General features: G+C 56.3%; 16 protein-coding genes. 6 read left to right on the plus strand and 10 right to left on the minus strand.

Annotation, left to right across the window (positions count from 1 at the left end; genetic code table 11):
• The first annotated feature begins 99 nt into the window (after positions 1–99).
• Positions 100–813, plus strand: coding sequence for a DUF2914 domain-containing protein (locus ACJO3M_RS16275; protein WP_407002436.1), 714 nt, complete (start codon positions 100–102; stop codon positions 811–813).
• Between the two features lie 79 nt (positions 814–892).
• Here ACJO3M_RS16275 and rho read toward each other — a convergent pair whose 3' ends face one another.
• Together rho and ACJO3M_RS16285 are read right to left on the minus strand one after the other, a co-directional pair.
• Positions 893–1921 carry a transcription termination factor Rho gene (rho, locus tag ACJO3M_RS16280; RefSeq protein ID WP_407002437.1) on the minus strand — a complete coding sequence of 343 codons (1029 nt, stop codon included), beginning with the start codon at positions 1919–1921 and terminating at the stop codon, positions 893–895.
• 130 nt (positions 1922–2051) lie between these two features.
• The gene (locus tag ACJO3M_RS16285; RefSeq protein WP_407002438.1) at positions 2052–2462 is read right to left on the minus strand and encodes a glutaredoxin family protein; all 411 of its coding nucleotides are present in this window, start codon (positions 2460–2462) and stop codon (positions 2052–2054) included.
• Positions 2463–2570: 108 nt separating this feature from the next.
• On the opposite strand from ACJO3M_RS16285, the gene ACJO3M_RS16290 reads away from it, so the two are divergent.
• Entirely contained in the window at positions 2571–4055 is a 1485-nt protein-coding gene (locus tag ACJO3M_RS16290; protein ID WP_407002439.1) for a glutamate-cysteine ligase family protein, read from the plus strand.
• A complete protein-coding gene (locus tag ACJO3M_RS16295; RefSeq protein WP_407002440.1) occupies positions 4052–5092 on the plus strand; it encodes a M14 family metallopeptidase in 1041 nt (346 codons plus the stop codon). The genes ACJO3M_RS16290 and ACJO3M_RS16295 overlap by 4 nt, the downstream gene beginning before the upstream one ends.
• A 17-nt stretch (positions 5093–5109) precedes the next feature.
• On the opposite strand, the gene ACJO3M_RS16300 is transcribed toward ACJO3M_RS16295, so the two are convergent.
• Positions 5110–5604, minus strand: coding sequence for a gamma-glutamylcyclotransferase family protein (locus ACJO3M_RS16300; protein ID WP_407002441.1), 495 nt, complete (start codon positions 5602–5604; stop codon positions 5110–5112).
• Positions 5605–5788: 184 nt separating this feature from the next.
• On the opposite strand from ACJO3M_RS16300, the gene ACJO3M_RS16305 reads away from it, so the two are divergent.
• Positions 5789–6613, plus strand: coding sequence for a DNA adenine methylase (locus ACJO3M_RS16305; protein WP_407002442.1), 825 nt, complete (start codon positions 5789–5791; stop codon positions 6611–6613).
• On the opposite strand, the gene ACJO3M_RS16310 is transcribed toward ACJO3M_RS16305, so the two are convergent.
• The 7 genes from ACJO3M_RS16310 to urtA form a co-directional block, all read right to left on the minus strand.
• The gene (locus ACJO3M_RS16310) at positions 6610–7848 is read right to left on the minus strand and encodes a hypothetical protein (protein ID WP_407002443.1); all 1239 of its coding nucleotides are present in this window, start codon (positions 7846–7848) and stop codon (positions 6610–6612) included. The two genes, ACJO3M_RS16305 and ACJO3M_RS16310, sit on opposite strands and share 4 nt — an antisense overlap.
• A gap of 1 nt (position 7849) precedes the next feature.
• Positions 7850–9382: a ParB N-terminal domain-containing protein gene (locus tag ACJO3M_RS16315; RefSeq protein ID WP_407002444.1), complete on the minus strand. Its 1533-nt coding sequence runs from the start codon at positions 9380–9382 to the stop codon at positions 7850–7852.
• Positions 9383–9974: 592 nt separating this feature from the next.
• Positions 9975–10673 (minus strand): urea ABC transporter ATP-binding subunit UrtE, encoded by a 699-nt coding sequence (urtE, locus tag ACJO3M_RS16320; RefSeq protein WP_407002445.1) that lies wholly within the window; start codon positions 10671–10673, stop codon positions 9975–9977.
• Positions 10673–11497, minus strand: a complete 825-nt coding sequence (gene urtD / locus ACJO3M_RS16325; protein WP_407002446.1) for an urea ABC transporter ATP-binding protein UrtD — start codon at positions 11495–11497, stop codon at positions 10673–10675. Before urtD ends, urtE begins: the two co-directional genes overlap by 1 nt.
• The gene (gene urtC / locus ACJO3M_RS16330; RefSeq protein WP_407002447.1) at positions 11494–12645 is read right to left on the minus strand and encodes an urea ABC transporter permease subunit UrtC; all 1152 of its coding nucleotides are present in this window, start codon (positions 12643–12645) and stop codon (positions 11494–11496) included. Before urtC ends, urtD begins: the two co-directional genes overlap by 4 nt.
• A gap of 3 nt (positions 12646–12648) precedes the next feature.
• Positions 12649–14280 carry an urea ABC transporter permease subunit UrtB gene (urtB, locus tag ACJO3M_RS16335; RefSeq protein ID WP_407002448.1) on the minus strand — a complete coding sequence of 544 codons (1632 nt, stop codon included), beginning with the start codon at positions 14278–14280 and terminating at the stop codon, positions 12649–12651.
• Between the two features lie 102 nt (positions 14281–14382).
• Entirely contained in the window at positions 14383–15693 is a 1311-nt protein-coding gene (gene urtA, locus ACJO3M_RS16340) for an urea ABC transporter substrate-binding protein (RefSeq protein WP_407002449.1), read from the minus strand.
• A gap of 347 nt (positions 15694–16040) precedes the next feature.
• On the opposite strand from urtA, the gene atzF reads away from it, so the two are divergent.
• Positions 16041–17876, plus strand: coding sequence for an allophanate hydrolase (gene atzF, locus ACJO3M_RS16345; RefSeq protein ID WP_407002450.1), 1836 nt, complete (start codon positions 16041–16043; stop codon positions 17874–17876).
• Positions 17877–17889: 13 nt separating this feature from the next.
• A complete protein-coding gene (uca, locus tag ACJO3M_RS16350) occupies positions 17890–21522 on the plus strand; it encodes an urea carboxylase (protein ID WP_407002451.1) in 3633 nt (1210 codons plus the stop codon).
• The last annotated feature ends 56 nt before the right edge of the window (positions 21523–21578 follow it).

Genomic DNA, 21578 nt, shown 5'->3' on the forward strand with positions numbered 1-21578 from the left:
CTTGCAAGTTGCCCCCTTTTTTTCGTCTAACACCTTCGCAGTGTGAAGCTGTTGTGCACATGCCAATCATCCTTTGCCCGCTTCAAGGAAGAACGACCAGTGAAAACAGCGATACCGAAAGAGCGACCTTTTTCAGCTCAGTCCTCCCGCCTACCCGAGCCCGCAGAACCCCAAGAGATTGTTGTGTATCACTGGGGGCGCATCTTTGCTGCTCTCTTCGTATTGTTTCTGGTGGTGGGGGGCACAATATGGGGAGCCTTTGAGATCTTTGGCACCGGGGAACAAAAGGAAGCGCTGGTAGAGCATCAGAGCGTTGAGGCGCCCTCTCTCCCGTCGGTATATATCGACCAGCCCGCGTCCGAGCCTGCATCTATCCAGTTACCGAATACCGCAGCACGAGAAAAACCGGAAGTTGCCGAGCCGACTGCCGGAGAATCCGAACCGTCCCCGGAAGATGCTACGTCCATCAAGCTACTTTCTGATCACTTGATCCGGGCGCAATTGAGTACGGGCCTGGAGGAAAAAGAGCCAATCGACGAAATCCCGAACGTTTTAAGGATGGACAGTGACGGACTGATTCGAATTTACCTGTTTACCGAAATCCAGGGCATGGAAGGCCAGCTGCACTTCCACGACTGGTACCTGGAGGACGAACGTATTGCGCGGGTGGGAATCAGGCCGTCGGTTGACCCCATGCGCGCATCCTCAGCCAAGTATATCGACCGGCACATGTTGGGAGACTGGCGAGTTGAGGTGGTGACAGAGAAAGGCGAGCTTTTGGCCAAGGGGGCGTTTTCCGTCCTCCCTCAATAAGCTTCGTGGGGCTCGTCCCTCAGCCCAAGCAAAAATAAGTCTGTCCCGGTTTCCCCGGGGCGGACCCCTTAACGCGGATTCAATCGATGGACGTCCCGGGGATGCTGTTCAGAAGCTCAGCATTTGTGGGGTACTTCTCAAGCAGCTCAACCAGCTTTCTTGTGCCCTCTAGCGGTTTGAGACCGCTAAGCGCCCGGCGCAACGCTCTAATTTTGTCTAGATATTTCGGATCTAACAGCAGCTCTTCACGACGGGTACTGCTTTTCGAAATGTCCAGCGCGGGGAAGATTCGCTGATTCGCAACGTCTCTTGATAAAACCAGCTCCATGTTCCCCGTGCCCTTAAATTCCTCAAATATAACCTGGTCCATACGGCTGCCGGTATCAACCAGAACGGTTGCCAAAATGGTAAGCGAGCCGCCATTTTCAAGGTTTCGTGCAGCGCCAAACAACCTCCGCGGGATCTCCATCGCTCGAGCATCAACCCCGCCAGACATAGTGCGACCGCTGCTCTTTCGCTCCGCATTATGCACACGCGAAAGCCTCGTGAGAGAATCAATCACAATCATCACGTTGTGACCCTCGCCTGCTTGTTGGCGGGCGATATCAAGAAGCTCATCGGCAACGCGAACGTGATGAGCATAGCTTTCATCCGAAGAAGAAGCGTGGACCTCAGCCGGGACGCTGCGCCTGAAATCAGTGACCTCTTCGGGTCGCTCATCGATCAATAGCGCGTAAAGTTTAATCTCGGGATACGCCTTTCCCACCGCCTGGCAAATATCTTTTAAAATCGTCGATTTTCCAGACCCCGGCGGTGCAACTATCAAACCCCGCTGCCCCATTCCAATCGGCGTAATCAAATCCATCGCACGCACTGTGAGCTTTTCTGAACCTGTCTCCAAACGAATCCCCGGCGCTGGATTGATAGCCACACCGTTTAAAAAACGTTTTTGTGGGTCAGTCTCAACATCAACCATAGCTTCGGCTTTCTCAGCCACTGGCTTGGCGTCTTTAATTGGTTTCCGGGTTAAACCTAATGTCTTTCTCGTCATGTCTGTTTGATAGCTCTTGTTTGATAGATATTTTTCGAAATGGGCTGAAAACGCCAAAAAACAGAAGCCCTACAGATTACTGAAGACCAATTTCGACAAAGCCAGCCCAAGACAAAAAAACAGTGTGCACAAAATAAGTCTGTCCCGGTTTTCTTACGCCCTCCTAACCAAGCTTTGCTTACTTCTACTAATATGCCCGGTCTCCAATCCCCGACTCGAATCGTTCCCGCAGCCATGCCCTGATGTCATCAGACTCGTACAGCCATCGCTCACTGCCATCATCCTGACGCATCTTCAGGCAAGGCACCTTGATCTGACCGCCGCCGGCCTCCAGCGCGGCACGGTGCTGCGGGTCATGCTGCGCATCTCGGGTTTCAATGTTCAGACCCAGCCGGGCGATCTCCTTGCGTACCTTGATGCAGAACGGGCAGGCCCGGAACTGGTACAGGGCGAGATCCTTGCTGGCCTCGTCGACGCGGGCCTGCTGTTCAGCGCTGCGGGTAACGCCCTTGGGCGTGCTGAGCTTTTCGCTGAGCAGCATGAACGGCGTCAGGACAAGGCGCAGGGCGCGGAAAAAATAACGAATAATGATTCTCATGGGTAACACTCAAACTCCGGATTGAAGGTAATCTACTGGGTGCCGGCACACGTGTACACCTCATTTCCGCTACTATCAAGATAAGTCGGTGTCAGAGGCACAGCCGCTATGGGACTGTCGATAAAACAATCGGAATTCACGGCGGAAGAGTTTGACCGTTTTGCTGCCAAGGTGCGAACGGACCTTACCGCCCTCACCCGCCTGCTAAACCGGCCCGGCTTTGGTGAGGGAGAATCTTCCATTGGTGCCGAGGTCGAGTTCTACATCGTAACCCCGGACCTGCGTGTTCAGCCGATCAACACAGAAATAGCTGCCAGCGTTCAGGATCCACAACTGACGGTTGAGCTCAACCGCTTCAATCTTGAATACAACCTCAGCCCCCAGGCCTTCAAGGGAGCCCCCTTTGCCAGAACCGAGCAGGAACTGCTCGAGGCCATGCAGCGAATCAACCAGCACGCCGCCCCATTGAATGGCGAACTGGTCCCCATCGGCATTCTACCCACTTTGCGCCAGTCCGATATGGGCGCGAAAGTGATGACAGACGAACCCCGCTACCATGCGCTATCCAACGCATTGATCCAGCAACGGGGCGAGCCATTCAGCATCCATATCGGTGGCAATGACGTCATCAACCTGGAAGCGGACGACGTCACCATGGAAGGGGCGAACACCGCGTTCCAACTGCACTGGCGCGTTCCTGCCCAACGCTTTGCAGACTATTTCAACGCAGTGCAGCTGGTGACGCCCATTGCGCTGGCTCTGGCCAGCAATTCGCCCAGCCTGTTCGGCCACCACCTCTGGGACGAAACCCGTATCGCCCTGTTCAAACAGTGCGTCGACAGCCGGTCGCCCAACCACAGAACCTGGAAACACCCGCCACGGGTCTATTACGGCAACGGCTGGGTACGCAGCGCCTGGGAGCTGTTTGCAGCCTCGGCATCCCTGTATCCCCCCATCCTTCCATTGATGTCGGAAGAAGATCCGATGGCTGTTATTGACCGGGGAGGCGTACCGGAACTGACCGAACTGCGACTGCACCATGGGACTACGTGGCCCTGGAACCGGGCCATCTTTGATCACAAAGAAGGCGGCCATCTGCGCATCGAGATTCGTTCCATGCCTGCCGGACCAACGGCCGTGGATATGTGCGCGAACGGGCTGTTCGTCATCGGAGCGGCGTTGGCGGTACTCGAGGATATCCGTCACCTGACGTCGATACTTCCCTTTCATTACACCGAACACAATTTCTATCGTGCCGCCAAATACGGCATCGGTGCAGACATCATCTGGCCACACAAAGACCAGGTACAGTTACAGGATACCCCCCTGTTGAACGTTGCCCGTGACCTGCTGCCGCGCGCCCGGGAAGCCTTGCAACGAACCGCGGTGGACGAGGCGGAGATCCACCGCCTGCTCGGGATCATCGAAGGCCGCATTCAAACCAGGATGACGGGTGCCCGATGGCAGCGCCAGATCACCGAGTCTTTTTTCAGGTCCCAGACTACCGACGAGGCGTTCAAGAGTATGCTGTCTCTTTACATGGGCAATCAGAAGACAAACACACCCGTGCACGAATGGACCTTGTCACCATGAGCCGCTCGAACACCCTGGATTATCTCAACAACCCGTCACCCCAGACCCTGGGCCGCTCGCCCCTGGAGTGGCTGAACCGGCTGCAACGGCCCACGGTGGTTCGCGTTGCTGGCCGCGATCCTTCCAGGACCCGGGCCATGGCAACGCTGCTTCACGGCAACGAACCCTCAGGGCTGTTCGCGATTCACCGATGGTTACTGGAGCAGCACACCCCCGAGGTCAACCTGCTGTTCCTCCTGGGCGGCGTTCATCCTGCGAAAATCCCGCCGGTATTGTCGCTGCGCCAACGGCCAGGCGGACGTGATCTGAACCGGTGCTTCAAAGAACCGTTTGAAGGAGAGGAAGGCGCCATTGCCCAGGCCATGCTGGCCGAGCTTCAGACCGCCAACCCCGAGTGCCTGCTGGACGTGCACAACACCTCCGGCACGGGCCCCGCCTTCGCTGTGACCATCACCAACGACGCTGCCCACCAAGCGCTGGCGTCGCTCTTTACCGACCGGCTGATCATGACGGATCTTCGCCTGGGTGCACTGATGGAGTATTCCGAGCAGGAGGTTCCCACGGTGACCATCGAGTGTGGTGGGGCTCAGGATGACCACGCGCACCAACGGGCGTACGAAGGGCTTGTTCGGTATGCCTCGCAATCTGACGTGCTCTCGCTGGAGAAAGCGGAATGGAACGTTGCGGTACTGCGCAATCCGATTCGGGTGGAGTTGGCACCCGATGCGACGATCGAGTACCGATTAACGCCCAGTGGGCAGGCGGACCTCACCTTTCCGCCCGACATCGAACACCGCAATTTCGGGATTGTGTCGCCGGATGAGCCTCTCGGATGGGTTGGGCAAAAAGGCCTGGACGTTCTCACGGCGATCAGCCACAACCGGGCCGAGAACATGGAACAGGTGCTTCAAATCAAGGATGGGCGAATCTACCCCGCCCAGGCCCTCAAAGCCTTCATGATCACCACCAACCCGGTGATTGCGAAGAGCGATTGCCTGTTCTATGCCGTCAAAGCAACGGGCGATCCCATTTTTTAGACCCTAGCGAGCCGCTTTTAATCGTAGATTGCCCGCTCTCTCGCATCTCGTTTTCGATCAGGGTCTTCCTGGCTTCGCGTGGCTGAAATGGCATCGAGATAGTCAGCGGGAACGCCTGTTTCTTTCGCACCAACGATGACGTGATTCAAATACCAGGAGTGCGGCAGCAAAGATGGATCCGTTGACGTTGCACAGTAGGTGAAAGCGTCAAGGGAATTCCCGAGAGCATCCGTAACCGTGACCCGCTTTTCCTCGTAACCGAAACCCAACCCCTCAGCCCTGTCCAGCGGGCCTTTTTCGCTGCGCGGTATCTCAAACAGTGCGCCGATGACAAAGTCCTCCGAATTGCCGGTGAACAGTGCATCGCATTTTGCGGATTGGTCTTTCCGGCTCCACTTATGAAACCGAAGGGAATGCTCAACGAGCGTGAACATACCGATGCGCTCCGCGCTTGGAACCCTCGCTCTTAATCTGAGGAGTGACATATTCGATCCGTAAGCAAAATACTTCATGCTGCCTCTGTGTCCGCGCTGTTCAATCAGGAATAAGCGAGACCAGCCTTCATTCTGGTCTAAAAAGAAGCGATTCAGGGAACCAATGGCGCGAAGACCCTAACGGTCATCAACTTCATTAGTCCAGAGTCGGACTTTACGATATAATTTTGCAAAAGCCTGAAAGCACCACTAAGGATACTAATTGATTGAAATTAATGACACTCCGCCGAAACCTTTCTTGAAGTGGGCCGGAGGCAAGCGATGGCTTACCCAAGGCGATTTCAATCTTTTCCCGGCGAACTTCAACACCTACATCGAGCCATTCCTAGGAAGTGGCGCTGTCTACTTTCACCTACAGCCTGAGCATGCAATATTATCTGATTTAAACAATGAACTGATATCTACTTACAAAGCGATAAAGGAAAACCAAGAATTAGTTTTAAAGCATTTAAAAAAACACCACTCAAATCATAGCAAAGAATATTATTACAAAATTAGATCAGAAAAACCTAGATCTATCTACACGCGCGCCGCTAGGATGCTCTATCTCAATCGCGCTTGCTGGAACGGGTTATATAGAGTCAACCTTAAAGGTGAGTTCAATGTCCCTATTGGCACAAAAACCAACATTCTCTTTGACATCGATAATTTCAAAAGCACTTCTAGCTCGCTCAAGAACGCTACGCTACTTAGCAATGACTTTGAAGAAACAGTAGATCTCGCTGGTCCTGACGACTTTGTTTTCTTAGATCCTCCATATACTGTGAAACACAACTGCAATGGCTTTATAAAATATAATGAAAGCTTGTTCTCATGGAAAGACCAGATACGTCTCAGGAACTCCATAGAGCGCGCAGTAACAAGAGGGGCCAAAATTCTCTTACTTAACGCAGCCCATCAATCGATTGTTGACTTGTATGACGACTTCGATCAGGTCACCCTGTCTAGAAAAAATTCACTATCGGGAGACTCAAGATATCGAGGAAAATATGAAGAGCTTGCTATCAGTTGTGGATATAATCTCTAAAACTCAATCCCCCAACAAAGGCTCGCTTTTAACTGTCCTGCACGAGATGCACTTTCTGGCTCTTCAAGCCAAACCCGTCTAAGATTTAATTCTGCTATTTCATCCGCTGCATCCGCGAAACTCTCAGAACTCCCTACGACGTCTTCTCTAGACACGTCATCATGTAACACGCCAGATTCTTCAAGCCACCTCCGAATCCATTCTAGAGCTTGCTGGCATTTGCTTTTCGATAAGTTAACGTTCAGCTTATTTGTTGCAAAGCGTGCCAATATAAACGCCCTTGCAACAACATTCTTTACATCAGTATTACTAGATGCAGCAATATCAAAGAGATCAAACCTACTATCATCTTTCTCAAAATCAAAATGTGTTCGTAACGACTCTACAGGAACCCCCGTATTTTTGCTAAGCTGCTCCAGAGTACTCTGTAGCTTTTTTGCAAATTCTGATTCTTCATCCTCAGCACCGGAACTATAGTCCTTGCACGCGCCAGCTAACAAGTATTGTGCATAAATTTTTTCGAAATATAACTGACCGTCACTGCCAGTTGAGGACAAATGACTCCAAATTAAAGAAAGCAAATCACCATGCTTTTTCGAGTCTGAATCACCAACACCATGATAAACACGGTATACCTGATAACTTGATCTATTGCGAGACGTGTGATCTTTATCAAAATGAAGGAGTTCATAACCCCATTTAAGAAGGCTCTGACTAGGGCTCTGCCTCAAATTGAGAGAGTTATAAACGTCCAAAAGGGTAACTGAAGGCAATACTTTGAGCGAAGTGAAAGCTTCAACAGTATCAGGACGCTTACACCAGTCGTGCCAAATATCTCTCACAAATTTATGAGTTTTTACGTTACATGCCTTTCGCTTTTGAGCTGAATCTATGAAATAGCTTTTGTTTTCTTTATTTGCAATTCCTGTCGCAGCCAGTAAAGAATTTGCGGAGCGAAGCTCTGAATAATAGGCCATGTGAATAGCTATATCATCTTGACAACCAAGCATTGCCAAGATTGCTTGCGATAGGTACTCCCACGCTTCTAAGCAATGTTCGATTTGTCTTGCGGCAAGATCGGCCTGCATTTCACTTACTACGCTCGATGAGGATTTTTGATCCACCAATATATCGCCGAACTTTAATCTCGGAAACCCTTTTAACGATGCATCTAACAACGCGTCTTTAGCGGCGTTAATCGCAAACTGTACATCTGGATCTGTCTTTTTAGCCATTTTATTTAGCCTTAACCAAAACGCTACCAACGGCCTCAGCTATTTTCCTAACCTCCTGATCATTTTCGTATTCGGTCAAAACATGGACCAAATCAAGAAGCAAGTCTCCGTATCCGCTACTACCTCGATATGAAGCCTGAATTTTCTTTTTTTCTCGATCTAGCCCTGGAGCCGTAGAAAGCCTCCAATCGAAGTTATCAACTAACGTAGACGAAATTGTTTTTATCGCATGATTTGCAACATTCAGCTTTTGGAAAGATTTAAATGCCTCTGTAACAGCTTCTTCCGTAGGCTCCCCACCTTCAACTCTCCATTTGTCCAGTTCAAAATAGTCAGGTTCGTGCTGGAAGATAGCATTAAAAATACTGTGAATTGCCCTAACGCCTTGGTCGGTTGCAATTAAGGTATGGGGGCCAGCAAACGCGGGATGCAAATCATCAAGAAGACTAGCTTGCGATTCATTTTCGAGCGATTTAGCCCAAGCAGCATTTGTGCGTTTAGTCGCCGAAGCTACCGCACTCCAAATTTTTATTAGAAATGCTGCCTGTTGTGCTCTATTCCAAGGAATAACCCTCCCAAACTGACCTAATGAGCCAAACAGACCACCAATTTTATCTCCCTCTACCCATTTTTTAATGAAGCTACTATTCAGAGACCTAATAAACGCTGCATTCGATACATGTCCTCTAACCCGCTTTCCATGCAATTCAATTCTTCCATTCCATGGACTAAGTGAGTGCGACCAGAGAATCTCCGTCATTTCTTGAGATCTATGCTCTTGATAAATCTTTATTGATTCAGACTGGTCAAGCCACTCTTGTCTTCGCAGCTCTGGATATAGGTCAAATGCTAGGCTCGCGTTAATCTTCTTGGGCTCAACATTTATTGTCCAAAAAAGGTACGCCTGCCACCCCAGTGATAAGTTATTAAACACGACAACGGGGACATCATAGTCTCCCTCATATGCAGTACTATAATCAGAAGCAAAAAGACGATGTTGTCCGTCGATTATTTCGATTGGCTCAACAAAATCACCTCTTCCAATCCTATATTTCTCGACCTCAGCAGTCGATGGGAACTCCATACTAGAAAAATCACTATCATCGACAGTAACTTCCATCTCTTTCGGCACAGTCACCATCTCACCATTTCGGAAGCGAGACTCTCCAGCCGGAATGATATTTACAATTATTGCATTCGGTAGCCACCCCGGATTTATCAACTGCTCATGCTCCTCTGGCGACAAGCCTGAGCTAGTAGATAGCGGGTAGCCATACTTTACATATCGATTGATTTTCCGGGAGCGAATTTCCTCATGAGCCCGCTGGTATCCATGAATGGCCTTGGGATCTTTACGTTGCTCCACATCTCGCTTCGTCACGCCTGCAAGGGCTCGAAGCTTTTCAAGAGAAATTGCACCTACAAAAAAATGATCTGAAGGTTTTCCGAGACCCTTATCATCATCCCAGTGAGCCTTGTCCCATGTTTTCAACCACTGGTTTACACGTATTAAAGGTATCTTCTCTCTCGACATAATCAACCCAGAATAAATTAAATAAATAAAATAGCTGCAGACCTATCTAAGCGATTATCACAGGCAAACATGAACTAAAAACATGGAAGATATAACCCACAATATCTGAGGGCACTTTCGTCTCGGCTTACTTTTATTTTACCCGTCATACATCCATCGCTGAGACAGCTCATTTTGCGCGATCACTAATAGTCCACTCAGGTCGCTGAGGAGCTTCCCTGTCCCGACTACCCCCTACCTTAGCCTATGAAATTACTCGCGTCTCGTCTGATTACAAGATTTAAGACCCGCGCGTCGAAATTCTCTGACAGAGGGTTTGTTCGAAAACTATCTGAGAAGCGGCTTGAGCCATCTGCGCTGCCTAAAGTACGCTAGCATTTCTCTGCAAATTGTTTGCGCTTCCGTCAAACTTGAAGTCGTGATAGAGCAGCGTCTGAGTTTGAGAGTCATATCCAAGGATAGGTTTGGGCTTCCTCAGTTTAAACGGCGGTGTTCCTTCAACCCCTTACACTGCCGGCGGATTCAGTCTATCCACATAGTTAGTAACGTTAACGTCGGGGTATTTTTTGACGGTCAATGAGTGAGCACATTGTCAGACCGTCAAATGCCTCTTAATCAACTCATCAGACAAATCCCCAATCCCCCCCTCAGCAACCCTTCTCCCCCGATCCAAAATAGCAAACCGATCCGCATACTTCCGCGCAAACGGCAACTTCTGCTCCACCAGCAGCACCGTCAGTCCATCTTCTTCGATTAATCGGCGAATAACCTCCCCAATCTGCGCCACAATATTCGGCTGAATCCCCTCCCCCGGCTCATCCAGAATCAGCAGCCTGGGCTCGATCACCAACGCCCGGCCAATGGCCAGTTGCTGTTGCTGCCCACCAGAAAGGTCGCCGCCTCTGCGGTGTTTCATTTCCTTCAGCACCGGAAACAGCTCATACACGCGCTCAGGGATTTTCTTGCTGCCGTCTTGCCGCACGGCCAAACCGGTGCGCAGGTTTTCTTCCACGGTCAGCAGGGGGAAGATCTGCCGTCCCTGGGGCACGTAGCCGATGCCGAGTCGTGAGCGGTCTTCGATTTTCTTTTTGGTCAGTTCCACATCCTGGGCAAATTCGATGCTGCCGCTTTTGGTGGTTTCCTCGCCCATGATGCATTTCATCAGGGTGGTTTTGCCCACGCCGTTGCGGCCCATCACGCAGGTGCACTGGCCCTGGGGTACGTCCAGGTCCAGATCCCAGAGGGTGTGGCTTTCGCCGTAGTATTGGTTGAGCTGTTGGATCTTGAGCATTACGCCTCCTCCCCGAGGTATACCTTGATCACTTCCGGGTCGTTGGAGACCTGGTCCATGGTGCCTTCGGCCAGCACGCTGCCCTGGTGCAGCACGGTGACCTGGCGGGCGATGGAGCGCACGAAGCCCATGTCGTGCTCCACCACTACAACGGACTGTTTGCCGGCGAGGCTGGTGAGCAGTTCCGCGGTGCGTTCCATTTCCTGTTCGGTCATGCCGGCTACCGGCTCGTCCACCAGCAGCAGCCGGGGTTTCTGCATCAGCAGCATGCCTATTTCCAGCCACTGTTTCTGGCCGTGGGAGAGGATGCCGGCGGGTTTGTCGCGCAGTTGTTTCAGACCGATCATTTCCAGCACTTCGTCGATGCGGTCACGGTATTCCGGTTTCATGATGGCGGTCAGTGTGGGCAGGATGCGCTTGTCGGTGGCCATGGCCAGTTCCAGGTTTTCGAACACGGTAAGGGCTTCGAACACCGTGGGTTTCTGGAACTTGCGCCCGATGCCGAGGCTGGCGATGTCCGGCTCGTTCATGGTGAGCAGGTTGTGGCGGCTGCCGAACCACACGGAGCCGGTATCTGGTCGGGTTTTGCCGGTGATGATGTCCATCATGGTGGTTTTGCCCGCGCCGTTGGGGCCGATGATGCAGCGCAGCTCGCCGTCGTCGATGGTGAGGTTGAGGTTGTTGATGGCGCGGAAGCCGTCAAAGCTCACGTTGACGTCTTCCAGGTACAGGATCGGGCCGTGGCGCACGTCCACCGGGGAGGCCACGGGCGCGAGGAATTCGAACACGCGGTCGCGGTTGCTGAGTTGCTCGAACATGCTCATGCGGTGGCCTCCTTGGGTGATGTTGTATCTGTGCCGGAGTCGTTATCTTCATCGTGTTTTTTGCGCTTCTGCAGCAGGCCGGCGATGCCCTTGGGCAGGAACACGGTCACCAGCACAAACAGTCCGCCGAGGGCGAACAGCCAGGCGTCCGGCATCACGCCGGTGAACACGGTTTTGGCGTAGTTCACCAGGATGGCGCCGATCACTGCGCCGTAGAGAGTGGCGCGACCACCGAGGGCGACCCACACCACGATCTCGATGGAGAACAGCGGCGAGAATTCGCTGGGGTTGATGATGCCCACCTGCGGCACGTACAGCGCCCCGGCCACACCCGCCAGCATGGCGGACACCACGAACACGAACAGCTGCACCCGTTCCACCCGGTAGCCCAGAAAGCGGGTGCGGGCTTCGGCGTCGCGGCAGGCGATGCTGACCCGGCCGAGCTTGCTGGTGACAATGCCACGGCAGATCACGTAGCCGATGGCCAGCGCAATGCCGGTGGCGATGAACAGCCCCAGCCTTGTCGCGTCGGTGCGCAGGTTGAAGCCGAGGATGTCGCGGAAGTCGGTCAGGCCGTTGTTGCCACCAAATCCCATTTCGTTGCGGAAGAAGGCCAGCATCAGCGCAAAGGTCAGCGCCTGGGTGATGATGGACAGGTACACCCCGGTCACCCGCGAGCGGAACGCCAGGAAGCCGAACACCAGCGCCAGCAGGCCCGGGGCCAGCAGCACCATGATGAAGGCGAACCAGGCCATGTCGAAGCCCTGCCAGTACCAGGGCAGCGAATCCCAGTTCAGGAACACCATGAAGTCCGGCAGCACCGGGTCGCCGTAGGTGCCGCGATCGCCGATCTGGCGCATCAGATACATCCCCATGGCGTAGCCGCCGAGGGCAAAGAAGGCACCGTGGCCCAGGCTGAGAATGCCCAGGTAACCCCACACCAGGTCCACCGCCACCGCCAGCAGCGCGTAGCACAGGTACTTACCCAGCAGGGTGACGGTGTAGGCGCTGACGTGCAGCGGGTGGCCTTCCGGCATGGTCAGGTGCAGCAGGGTGACCAGCGCCACCGCCGCGAACAGCACCCCGAGAAAGATCTGTGTGGAACGCTCCTGAAAAGGCCGGAGCAGCCAGTTTTGTGATGTCGGCATAGCTCAGCCCTCCGCGGCCCGGCCCTTCTGGGGGAACAATCCCTTCGGGCGTTTTTGAATGAACAGGATGATCATTACCAGCACCATGATCTTGGCCAGTACCGCGCCGGCCCAGGGTTCGAGGATCTGGTTGATGGTGCCCAGGGTGAGCCCGGCGACCAAGGTGCCCCACAGATTCCCCACGCCGCCGAACACCACCACCATGAACGAGTCGATGATGTAGTTCTGGCCCAGGTTGGGACCGACGTTGGTGATCTGCGACAGCGCCACACCCGCCAGCCCGGCCACGCCGGACCCCAGGGCAAAGGTGAGAATGTCCACCCGGGTGGCGCGAATGCCCATGGACCGGGCCATGGCGCGGTTCTGGGTGACCGCCCGCACTTCCAGGCCGAGGCGGGTCTTGCGCATGATCAGCATCAGCCCGACGAACACCACCAGGGCAAAGCCGATGACGTACATGCGGTTGAGGGTCAGCGACAGCGCGTCATTGATCACCAGCGAGCCGCTCATCCATTCCGGCGTGGTCACCGAGCGGTTGAGGGGGGAAATCACCGTGCGCACTAGCTGCTGCAGGATCAGGCTGACCCCGAAGGTGGCCAGCAGGGTTTCCAGCGGGCGGCCTTTGAGGTGCTGGATCACGCTGCGTTCGATGGCAATGCCCGCCAGCGCCGCCACCAGGAACCCGGCGGGAATGGACAGGATCAGCGCCAACCCGGGCTGGCCGGGTAACAGTTGCTGCATGCCCCAGGTGGTGTAGGCCCCCAGCATGATCAGTTCGCCATGGGCCATGTTGATCACGCCCATCACGCCAAAGGTGATGGCCAGGCCGATGGCCGCCAGCACCAATACCGAGCCGAGGGACAACCCGAAATACAGGGTTTCAGCGGCGCGATTCATTTTCAGTTTCTGTTCGATGGAGACCAGCGCTTCCTTGGCCCGGGCCGCCAGGGCGGGATCGTCCCCGGCTGCTGCGTTGTTGAGGGCGGCGCGGGCGTTGCTGTGCAGGCTGCCGGTCAGTACGTCGATGGCTTCCGCGTCGCCCTGCTCCAGCTGGTAGATGGCAACGGATTCTTCAATGCGATTGCGGACCGGGCCCGGCAGGTCCCGTTCTAGTAATTTGGTCAGTGGGTTCACCACACTGTCGTTGACCTTGCCCATCATGGCTTCGGCGGCGGTTTCCTGCACCTCGGGGTCGTCCGAGTACAGGTCCAGCATGGCCAGCACGCCTTCCAGTTTGCCGCGGATGGCGTTGTTGATGTTGACCCGGTCCAGCTCCCGGCGGGAGATCTTGCCGAGGTTCTCACCGGTGAGTGGGTCGGCGATGGTCCAGTTGCGGCCGACGTTGCGGAGCACTTCCACCACCTGCCCGGTGTCTTTGATGCGGCTCAGGCGGTTGTTGCCGAAGGCGTCCAGCCAGTCTCTTGCCCGGGGATCACCGCTGTCCACAATCGCTTCTATGGCGGCGTCTATCTCTCTGGATGAGGCGTCTGCCAAGTTGGTGAGAAGCGCCTGCCCCGGATCGGTTTGGGTCTGGCTGTGAGCCGGCAGGCTCAGCACCAGCAGCAAGACAAGGCCCAGGGGTTTGAGGTAGAGGGCTTTGAGACAAAGAGGCGTGAGCCACCGGAAGATGCCCATGTGTCCGTCCTGTTGTTGGAAATGAATCGTGGGTTCTTAGGTCGGGATCACCGGGGCAGTCACGCTGCCCCGGCGTACTTGCTACAGGGTTTCCCCTTCAGATCAGTCAGCGTCAGCCAGGGCCTGCTCGCCGGCGGAAGCGCCGCAGGTGCCGGATTTGACGTTGAAGTTGCCGCACTTCAGCGGGGCGCGCCAATCGGAAATCAGGTCACGGGAACCCGGCAGGAAGTCAGACCAGGCATCGCCGGCCACGGTGGAGGAGGTTTCCCACACTACGGAGAACTGGCCGTTGTCCTGGATCTCACCGATCAGCACCGGCTTGGTGATGTGGTGGTTGGGCATCATGGTGGCGTAGCCGCCGGTCAGATTCGGTACGCTCACGCCGATGATGGCGTCTTTCACCGCGTCCACGTCGGTGGTACCGGCTTTCTCGACCGCTTCCACATACATGTTGAAGCCGATGTAGTGGGCTTCCATCGGGTCGTTGGTGACGGCGGTATCATCGCCCTTGTACTCGATCCAGGCGTCGATGAAGTCGTAGTTGGCGTCGCTGTCCACGCTCATGAAGTAGTTCCAGGCGGCCAGGTGACCGACCAGCGGGCCGGTGTCGATGCCAGCCAGTTCCTGCTCGCCCACGGAGAAGGCCACAACAGGGATATCGGAAGAGGCAATGCCCTGGTTACCCAGCTCGCGGTAGAACGGCACGTTGGCGTCGCCGTTGATGGTGGAAACCACGGCGGTCTTCTTGCCGGCGCTGCCGAACTTCTTGATGTCGGATACGATGGACTGCCAGTCGGAGTGACCGAAAGGCGTGTAGTTGATCATGATGTCGCCTTCGGCCACACCCATGTCTTTCAGGTAGGTTTCCAGGATCTTGTTGGTGGTGCGCGGGTACACGTAGTCGGTGCCCGCCAGAACCCAACGCTCAACGCCCAGTTCGTTCTTCAGGTAATCCACCGCCGGAATCGCCTGCTGGTTGGGCGCAGCACCGGTGTAGAACACGTTCTCCGAAGACTCTTCGCCTTCATACTGCACCGGGTAGAACAGCAGGCCGTTGAGTTCTTCCACCACGGGCAGTACGGACTTGCGGGATACCGACGTCCAGTTGCCGAAGATAACGTCCACGTCTTCTTTTTCCAGCAGCTCACGGGCTTTTTCCGCGAACAGCGGCCAGTTGGAGGCGGGGTCCACCACCACGGCTTCCAGCTGACGGCCGTTGATGCCGCCTTTTTCGTTCTGCTGTTCGATCAGCATTTCCATGGTGTCTTTCAGGGCGGTTTCACTGATCGCCATGGTGCCGGACAGGGAGTGCAGGATACCGACCTTGATGGGATCTTCCGCCGCCATGGCGTGGAAGGATACCGACAGCGCCAGTGCAGAGAGGCCCAGTTTCACGTGTTTTTTGATGCTCATGTTGTGAGTCCTTTTATCTTCGTTGGGTTATGTCGTTCGTCGTAAACGCACTTCCCTCTCTGCATCTGCCGTTCCACATTGCCTGTATATTCAGCCAAAACAGTCAGTTATCTAGTATACAAGCCATGAACACTATGCCAGCCCATGGCTAACCCACCCTCAAACCCCTGTTTTCCGGTTCAGTTTTGGTGCGACCGCACCGGCTTTGGGCATTCCCTTTCGCACCAACTTTGAGCGAGAAATTATTAACCAATTGTTTTATATGGATTTTAAAGAAATTTCACCAAATGGCACGGGCATTGCCAATCAGGATGTATACAAGATGACAACCTGCACGAGGACACCCAATGCCTTCAACACGTGGATGGACACTTCAGGACTGGCGCGCCGCCTATGATCAGGGCCAGTCCCCGGAGACACTGCTGGGCGAACTACTCGCCAGCCTGGATACAAAGGACATCGCCTGGATCTCGCTGATCGATCAGGCCGGTTTAAAGAAGGCCCTGACCGAGCTGGACCAGCTTCGGGAACAGGTCGGCGGCGATCTGGCAGCCCTGCCCTTATACGGTGTGCCATTCGCGGTGAAGGACAACATTGATGCCGTGGGCTTTGAGACCACCGCCGCCTGCCCCGCCTACACGTATGCACCAGAGCAGGACGCCGCCACCGTCGCCCGCCTGAAAGCCGCCGGCGCGGTGCTGATCGGCAAAACCAACCTGGATCAGTTCGCCACCGGGCTGGTGGGTACCCGCTCCCCTTACGGTGCGGTGCCCAACACCTTCAAACCAGAGGTGGTCAGCGGCGGTTCCAGTTCCGGCTCCGCTTCCGTGGTCGCCCGGGGCCTGGTGCCTTTTGCCCTGGGTACGGACACCGCCGGTTCCGGACGGGTGCCGGCGGGGCTGAACAATCTGGTGGGGCTGAAACCCACCAAGGGCCTGTTCAGCATTGAAGGCGTGGTACCCGCGTGCAGATCCCTGGATTGTGTGTCCATCTTCGCGTTGACCGTGGGCGACGCCGGTGCACTTCAGGAAGTGATGGCCGGTTATCAGCCAAGCGATGCATTCTCCCGCAAGGCACCGGCTAACTTGCCCAGCGATGGCCCCGCCATTCGCCGTAGCGGCCCCATCAAACGCCTGGCGATTCCCGAGCATCCGCAGTGGTTTGGAGATCAACAGGCGGAAGCGGCCTGGAACACCGCCATCAGTAACTGGCGCCAGCAGGATGTGGAACTGGTGCCGATGGATTTTGCGCTGATGTCGGAACTGGCGGCGCTGCTGTACGAAGGCCCCTGGGTGGCCGAACGCCACGCCGCGGTGGAAGCGTTTATGGCCGATCACGCCGGTGATATGAACCCGGTGGTTAAAAGCATTATCGAAAAAGCAGGCAACTTCAGCGCCACCGACACCTTCAAGGCCCAGTACCGCAAGGAAGAGCTGGTCCGCGCCATTGATGAACAATTGCAGGCTATCGACGCCCTGCTGGTGCCCACCGCTCCAACCGCGCCCACTATCGAGGCGGTGAATGCGGACCCGGTGACGCTCAATAGCCAGTTGGGCACCTACACCAATTTCGTCAACCTGGCGGATTTCTGCGCCCTGGCGGTGCCAGCGGGTTTCCGCGATGACGGCCTGCCCTTCGGCGTCACCCTGATCAGCGGCGCCTGGAAAGACGCCGAGCTGCAGAAACTGGCCTGTCAGTGGCTGAATGCACATCCCACATCGCTGGGCGCAACCGACCAAGCCCGTCCGCTGGAAGAACCGGCCGCAGCGGTCATTGGTGACACCATCACCGTGGCCGTGGTGGGCGCCCACCTGAGCGGCATGCCCCTGAACACCCAGCTTACCGAGCGCAACGCGGTGCTGCTGGAACAGACCACCACCTCGGCCAACTACCGCCTTTACGCCCTGCCGAACACCACGCCTCCAAAACCCGGACTCAAGCGCGTCGCCCCGGATGAGGGCTGCGAAATGATCGTGGAGGTGTGGCAGATGGCCAGCTCACAGTTCGGCTCCTTCGTTGACCTGATTCCCGCCCCCCTGGGCGTCGGCAATGTCGAGCTGGCCGATGGCCGCTGGGTCAACGGCTTTATCTGCGAAGGCTACGCCCTGGAAGGGGCCCGCGACGTGACCGAATTCGGTGGCTGGCGCGCCTACATCACCGCTTTGAAATCCGGCCAGGCATAAGGAGAGCCCAAACATGTTCAGCAAAGTATTGATTGCCAACCGTGGCGAAATCGCCGTACGCACCATTCGTACCCTCAAGACCATGGGCGTGGGCAGCGTCGCGGTCTATTCCCATCAGGATCGCCACAGCCTGCACGTGACCCTGGCGGACGAAGCCGTGGCGCTGACCGGTAACGGCGCCAGCGAAACCTACCTCGACAAGGCACAGATTCTGGCAGCCGCCAAAACAACCGGCGCGACGGCTATCATTCCCGGCTACGGCTTCCTGTCAGAGAACGCAGACTTCGCCGAAGCCTGCGAAGCCGAAGGCATCGCTTTCATCGGCCCCACCCCGACACAAATGCGGGAGTTCGGCCTGAAACACCGGGCACGGGAACTGGCGGAAGCCGCCGGCGTGCCCCTGGCTCCGGGCAGTGGCCTGCTGGACAGTCTGGACGAAGCCCTGGGCGTGGCCAATCAGCTGGGCTACCCGGTAATGCTGAAAAGCACCGCCGGCGGTGGCGGCATCGGCCTGACCCGCTGTAACAACGAAAGCGAACTGCGGGACGCGTTTGAAACCGTCCGCCGGCAGGGCCAAAGCTTCTTTAATGACAGCGGCGTGTTCCTGGAACGCTTCATCGCCCGCGCCCGCCATGTGGAAGTGCAGATGTTCGGGGATGGCGAAGGCAATGTCGTCGCCCTTGGCGAGCGGGACTGTTCCCTGCAACGCCGGAACCAGAAGGTGGTGGAAGAAACCCCGGCGCCGAACCTGCCGGCAACCACCCGCCAGAAGATGCTGGATGCCGCTGTGTCCCTCGGCCAGTCGGTAAATTACCGTTCCGCGGGTACCGTGGAATACATTTACGACGAGGAACGGAACGAATTCTACTTCCTGGAAGTAAACACTCGCTTACAGGTGGAGCACCCGGTGACCGAGTCTGTCACCAGCCTGGACCTGATTGAGTGGATGCTGAAAATCGCCGCCGGCGAAAGCCCGGATCTGGCCAGTTTCCAGCCGGAGCTGAACGGCGCGTCCATGGAAGTGCGCATCTACGCCGAAGACCCGCTGAAGGATTTCCAGCCCTCCCCCGGGGAACTCACCGACGTGCACTGGCCGGACGATGGCGTGCGGGTGGACACCTGGGTGGAAAACGGCAGCGAAGTCTCTGCCCACTATGACCCGATGATCGCCAAGCTGATCGTGCACGGCAAAGACCGCGCCGATGCCCTGGCCAAACTGCAAGCTGCCCTCGCCGAAACCCGGCTGATGGGCATTGCCACCAACCTGGATTACCTACGCCAGGTGGTGGCCCAGAAGAGCTTTGCCGATGGCATTGTTTCCACCCGCGCACTGGAGACCTTCGAGTTCAAACCCTCGGTGGCCGAGGTCGTGAAACCCGGCACCTACACCACCGTGCAGGATTACCCGGGCCGCGTGGGTTACTGGAACATCGGCGTGCCGCCCAGTGGTCCGATGGACGACTACGCCTTCCGCATCGCCAACCGCATTGTCGGTAACCACCACGAAGCGGCGGGGCTGGAAGCCACGTTGATCGGCCCCAGCCTGAAGTTCCACAAGGATTCCGTGGTGGCGCTGACTGGCGCTCTCACCGAAGCCACGCTGGATGACAAGCCCGTGGAGTTCTGGAAACCCATCACCGTGAAAGCCGGACAGGTTCTGGCAGTCGGCAAGGCCATCAAAGGCTGCCGCACCTACCTGGCCGTACGCGGCGGCTTCGATGTGCCGGTCTATCTGGGTAGCCGCTCCACCTTCGCCCTCGGCCAGTTCGGCGGCCACGGCGGCCGGCCCTTGCGCCCCGGTGACATGCTGGGCATCAGCCAGATAAACCTGCCCGCCTGCACCACCACCGCCCCGACCCACGACCCGGCGCCGGCCGACCCGGACCTGATCCCGAACTACCCGGACCACTGGGAAATCGGCGTGCTCTATGGCCCCCACGGCGCCCCGGATTTCTTCACCGAGAAGTCCATCGAAAAATTCTTCCAGCAAGACTGGGAAGTGCACTACAACTCCAACCGCCTGGGCATCCGCCTCAACGGCCCGAAACCAGAGTTCACCCGGGAAGACGGCGGCGAAGCGGGCCTGCACCCGTCCAACATCCACGACTGCGAATACGCCATCGGCTCCATCAACTTCACCGGCGACATGCCCGTGATCCTCACCAAGGATGGCCCCAGCCTGGGCGGCTTCGTGTGTCCGGTCACCATCGCCAAGGCCGAGCTGTGGAAAGTCGGCCAGGTGAAACCCGGCGACACCATCCGTTTTGTCGCCATCGACAACGACACCGCCGTGAAACTATCCGAGCGCCAGGAACTGGCCATCAACAGCCTGATGGCCCCGCCGGCGGTGGACCTGATCGCCCCCGACCTGGCGCCACTGAACGACCTGTCCGCCACCATCCTCGCGTACCTGCCGGAAAAAGAAGGCCGCCCGGAAGTCACCTACCGCCAGGCCGGCGACCAGTACATCCTGCTGGAATACGGCCCCAACGTCATGGACCTGGGCGTACGCATGCGTATCCACGCCCTGATGGAAGCCATCGCCGACGTACAACCCGGCGGACTGCTGGAACTGTCCCCCGGTGTGCGCTCCCTGCAGCTACGCTACGACGCCCGCATCCTGCCACAGCAGGCACTGATGGAATACCTACTGGACCTGGAAGGCACCCTGCCGCCCACGGACGAACTTAAAGTCCGCAGCCGCGTCATCCACCTGCCCATGGCCTTCGAAGACAGCGCCACCTTAGAAGCCGTCGACAAATACCGCCAGTCCGTCCGCGACACAGCACCCTGGCTGCCCAACAACGTCGACTTCATGCAACGGATTAATGGGTTGCCTACAAGGGAGGAAGTGCGGGACGTTCTGTTCTCAGCACGCTATCTCGTTCTTGGTCTGGGCGACGTCTACCTCGGCGCCCCCTGCGCTGTCCCGCTGGACCCAAGGCACCGCCTGTTAACGTCCAAATACAACCCGGCAAGAACCTACACCGCCGAAGGCACCGTAGGCATCGGCGGCGTCTACATGTGCATCTACGGCATGGACTCCCCGGGCGGTTACCAGCTGGTAGGCCGCACCCTGCCGATCTGGAACAAATACCTGAAGAACCCCCAGTTCGCCGAAGGCGCCCCCTGGCTGCTAAGGTTCTTCGATCAGGTGTGTTACTACCCGGTGACTGAAGCCGAGCTGGACGAAATGCGGGACCAGTTCCGCGCCGGCCAGTTGGAAGTAAAGATTGAAGAAGAAACGTTTGATCTCAAGTCTCATCAAGCGTTTCTGGATGCCAATGCCTACTCCATCGCCGACTTCCGCAAAATGCAGCAAGCGGCGTATGCGAAAGAAGTCGCCCTATGGAAAGACAGCGAGGCGGAAGAACTCGACAAACTGGCCAAGGCACCTCCGAAACCAGATGCATCCGATCTGGAAAAGTTCGGCGAGTTGGTCAGTGCCGAAATCGCCGGCAATATCTGGAAGTGCCTGGTAAAACCCGGCGACACTGTCGCAGAAGGTGATCCACTGGTCATCGTAGAAGCGATGAAAATGGAATTCGAAATAAACGCGACCCTGTCCGGAGAAATCAGCGCACTACACACCTCCCCAGGCAAAGCCGTCACCCCGGGAGAACCTATACTAAGCATTAAAATCTAAGGGACTCCAACACCGGAGTATGTAGCGGTGGTGGGGGAGGTCTTTTTTAAAAACGT

Origin of the sequence: Marinobacter alkalisoli, from assembly GCF_045449795.1 — a bacterium.
Taxonomy (GTDB): domain Bacteria; phylum Pseudomonadota; class Gammaproteobacteria; order Pseudomonadales; family Oleiphilaceae; genus Marinobacter.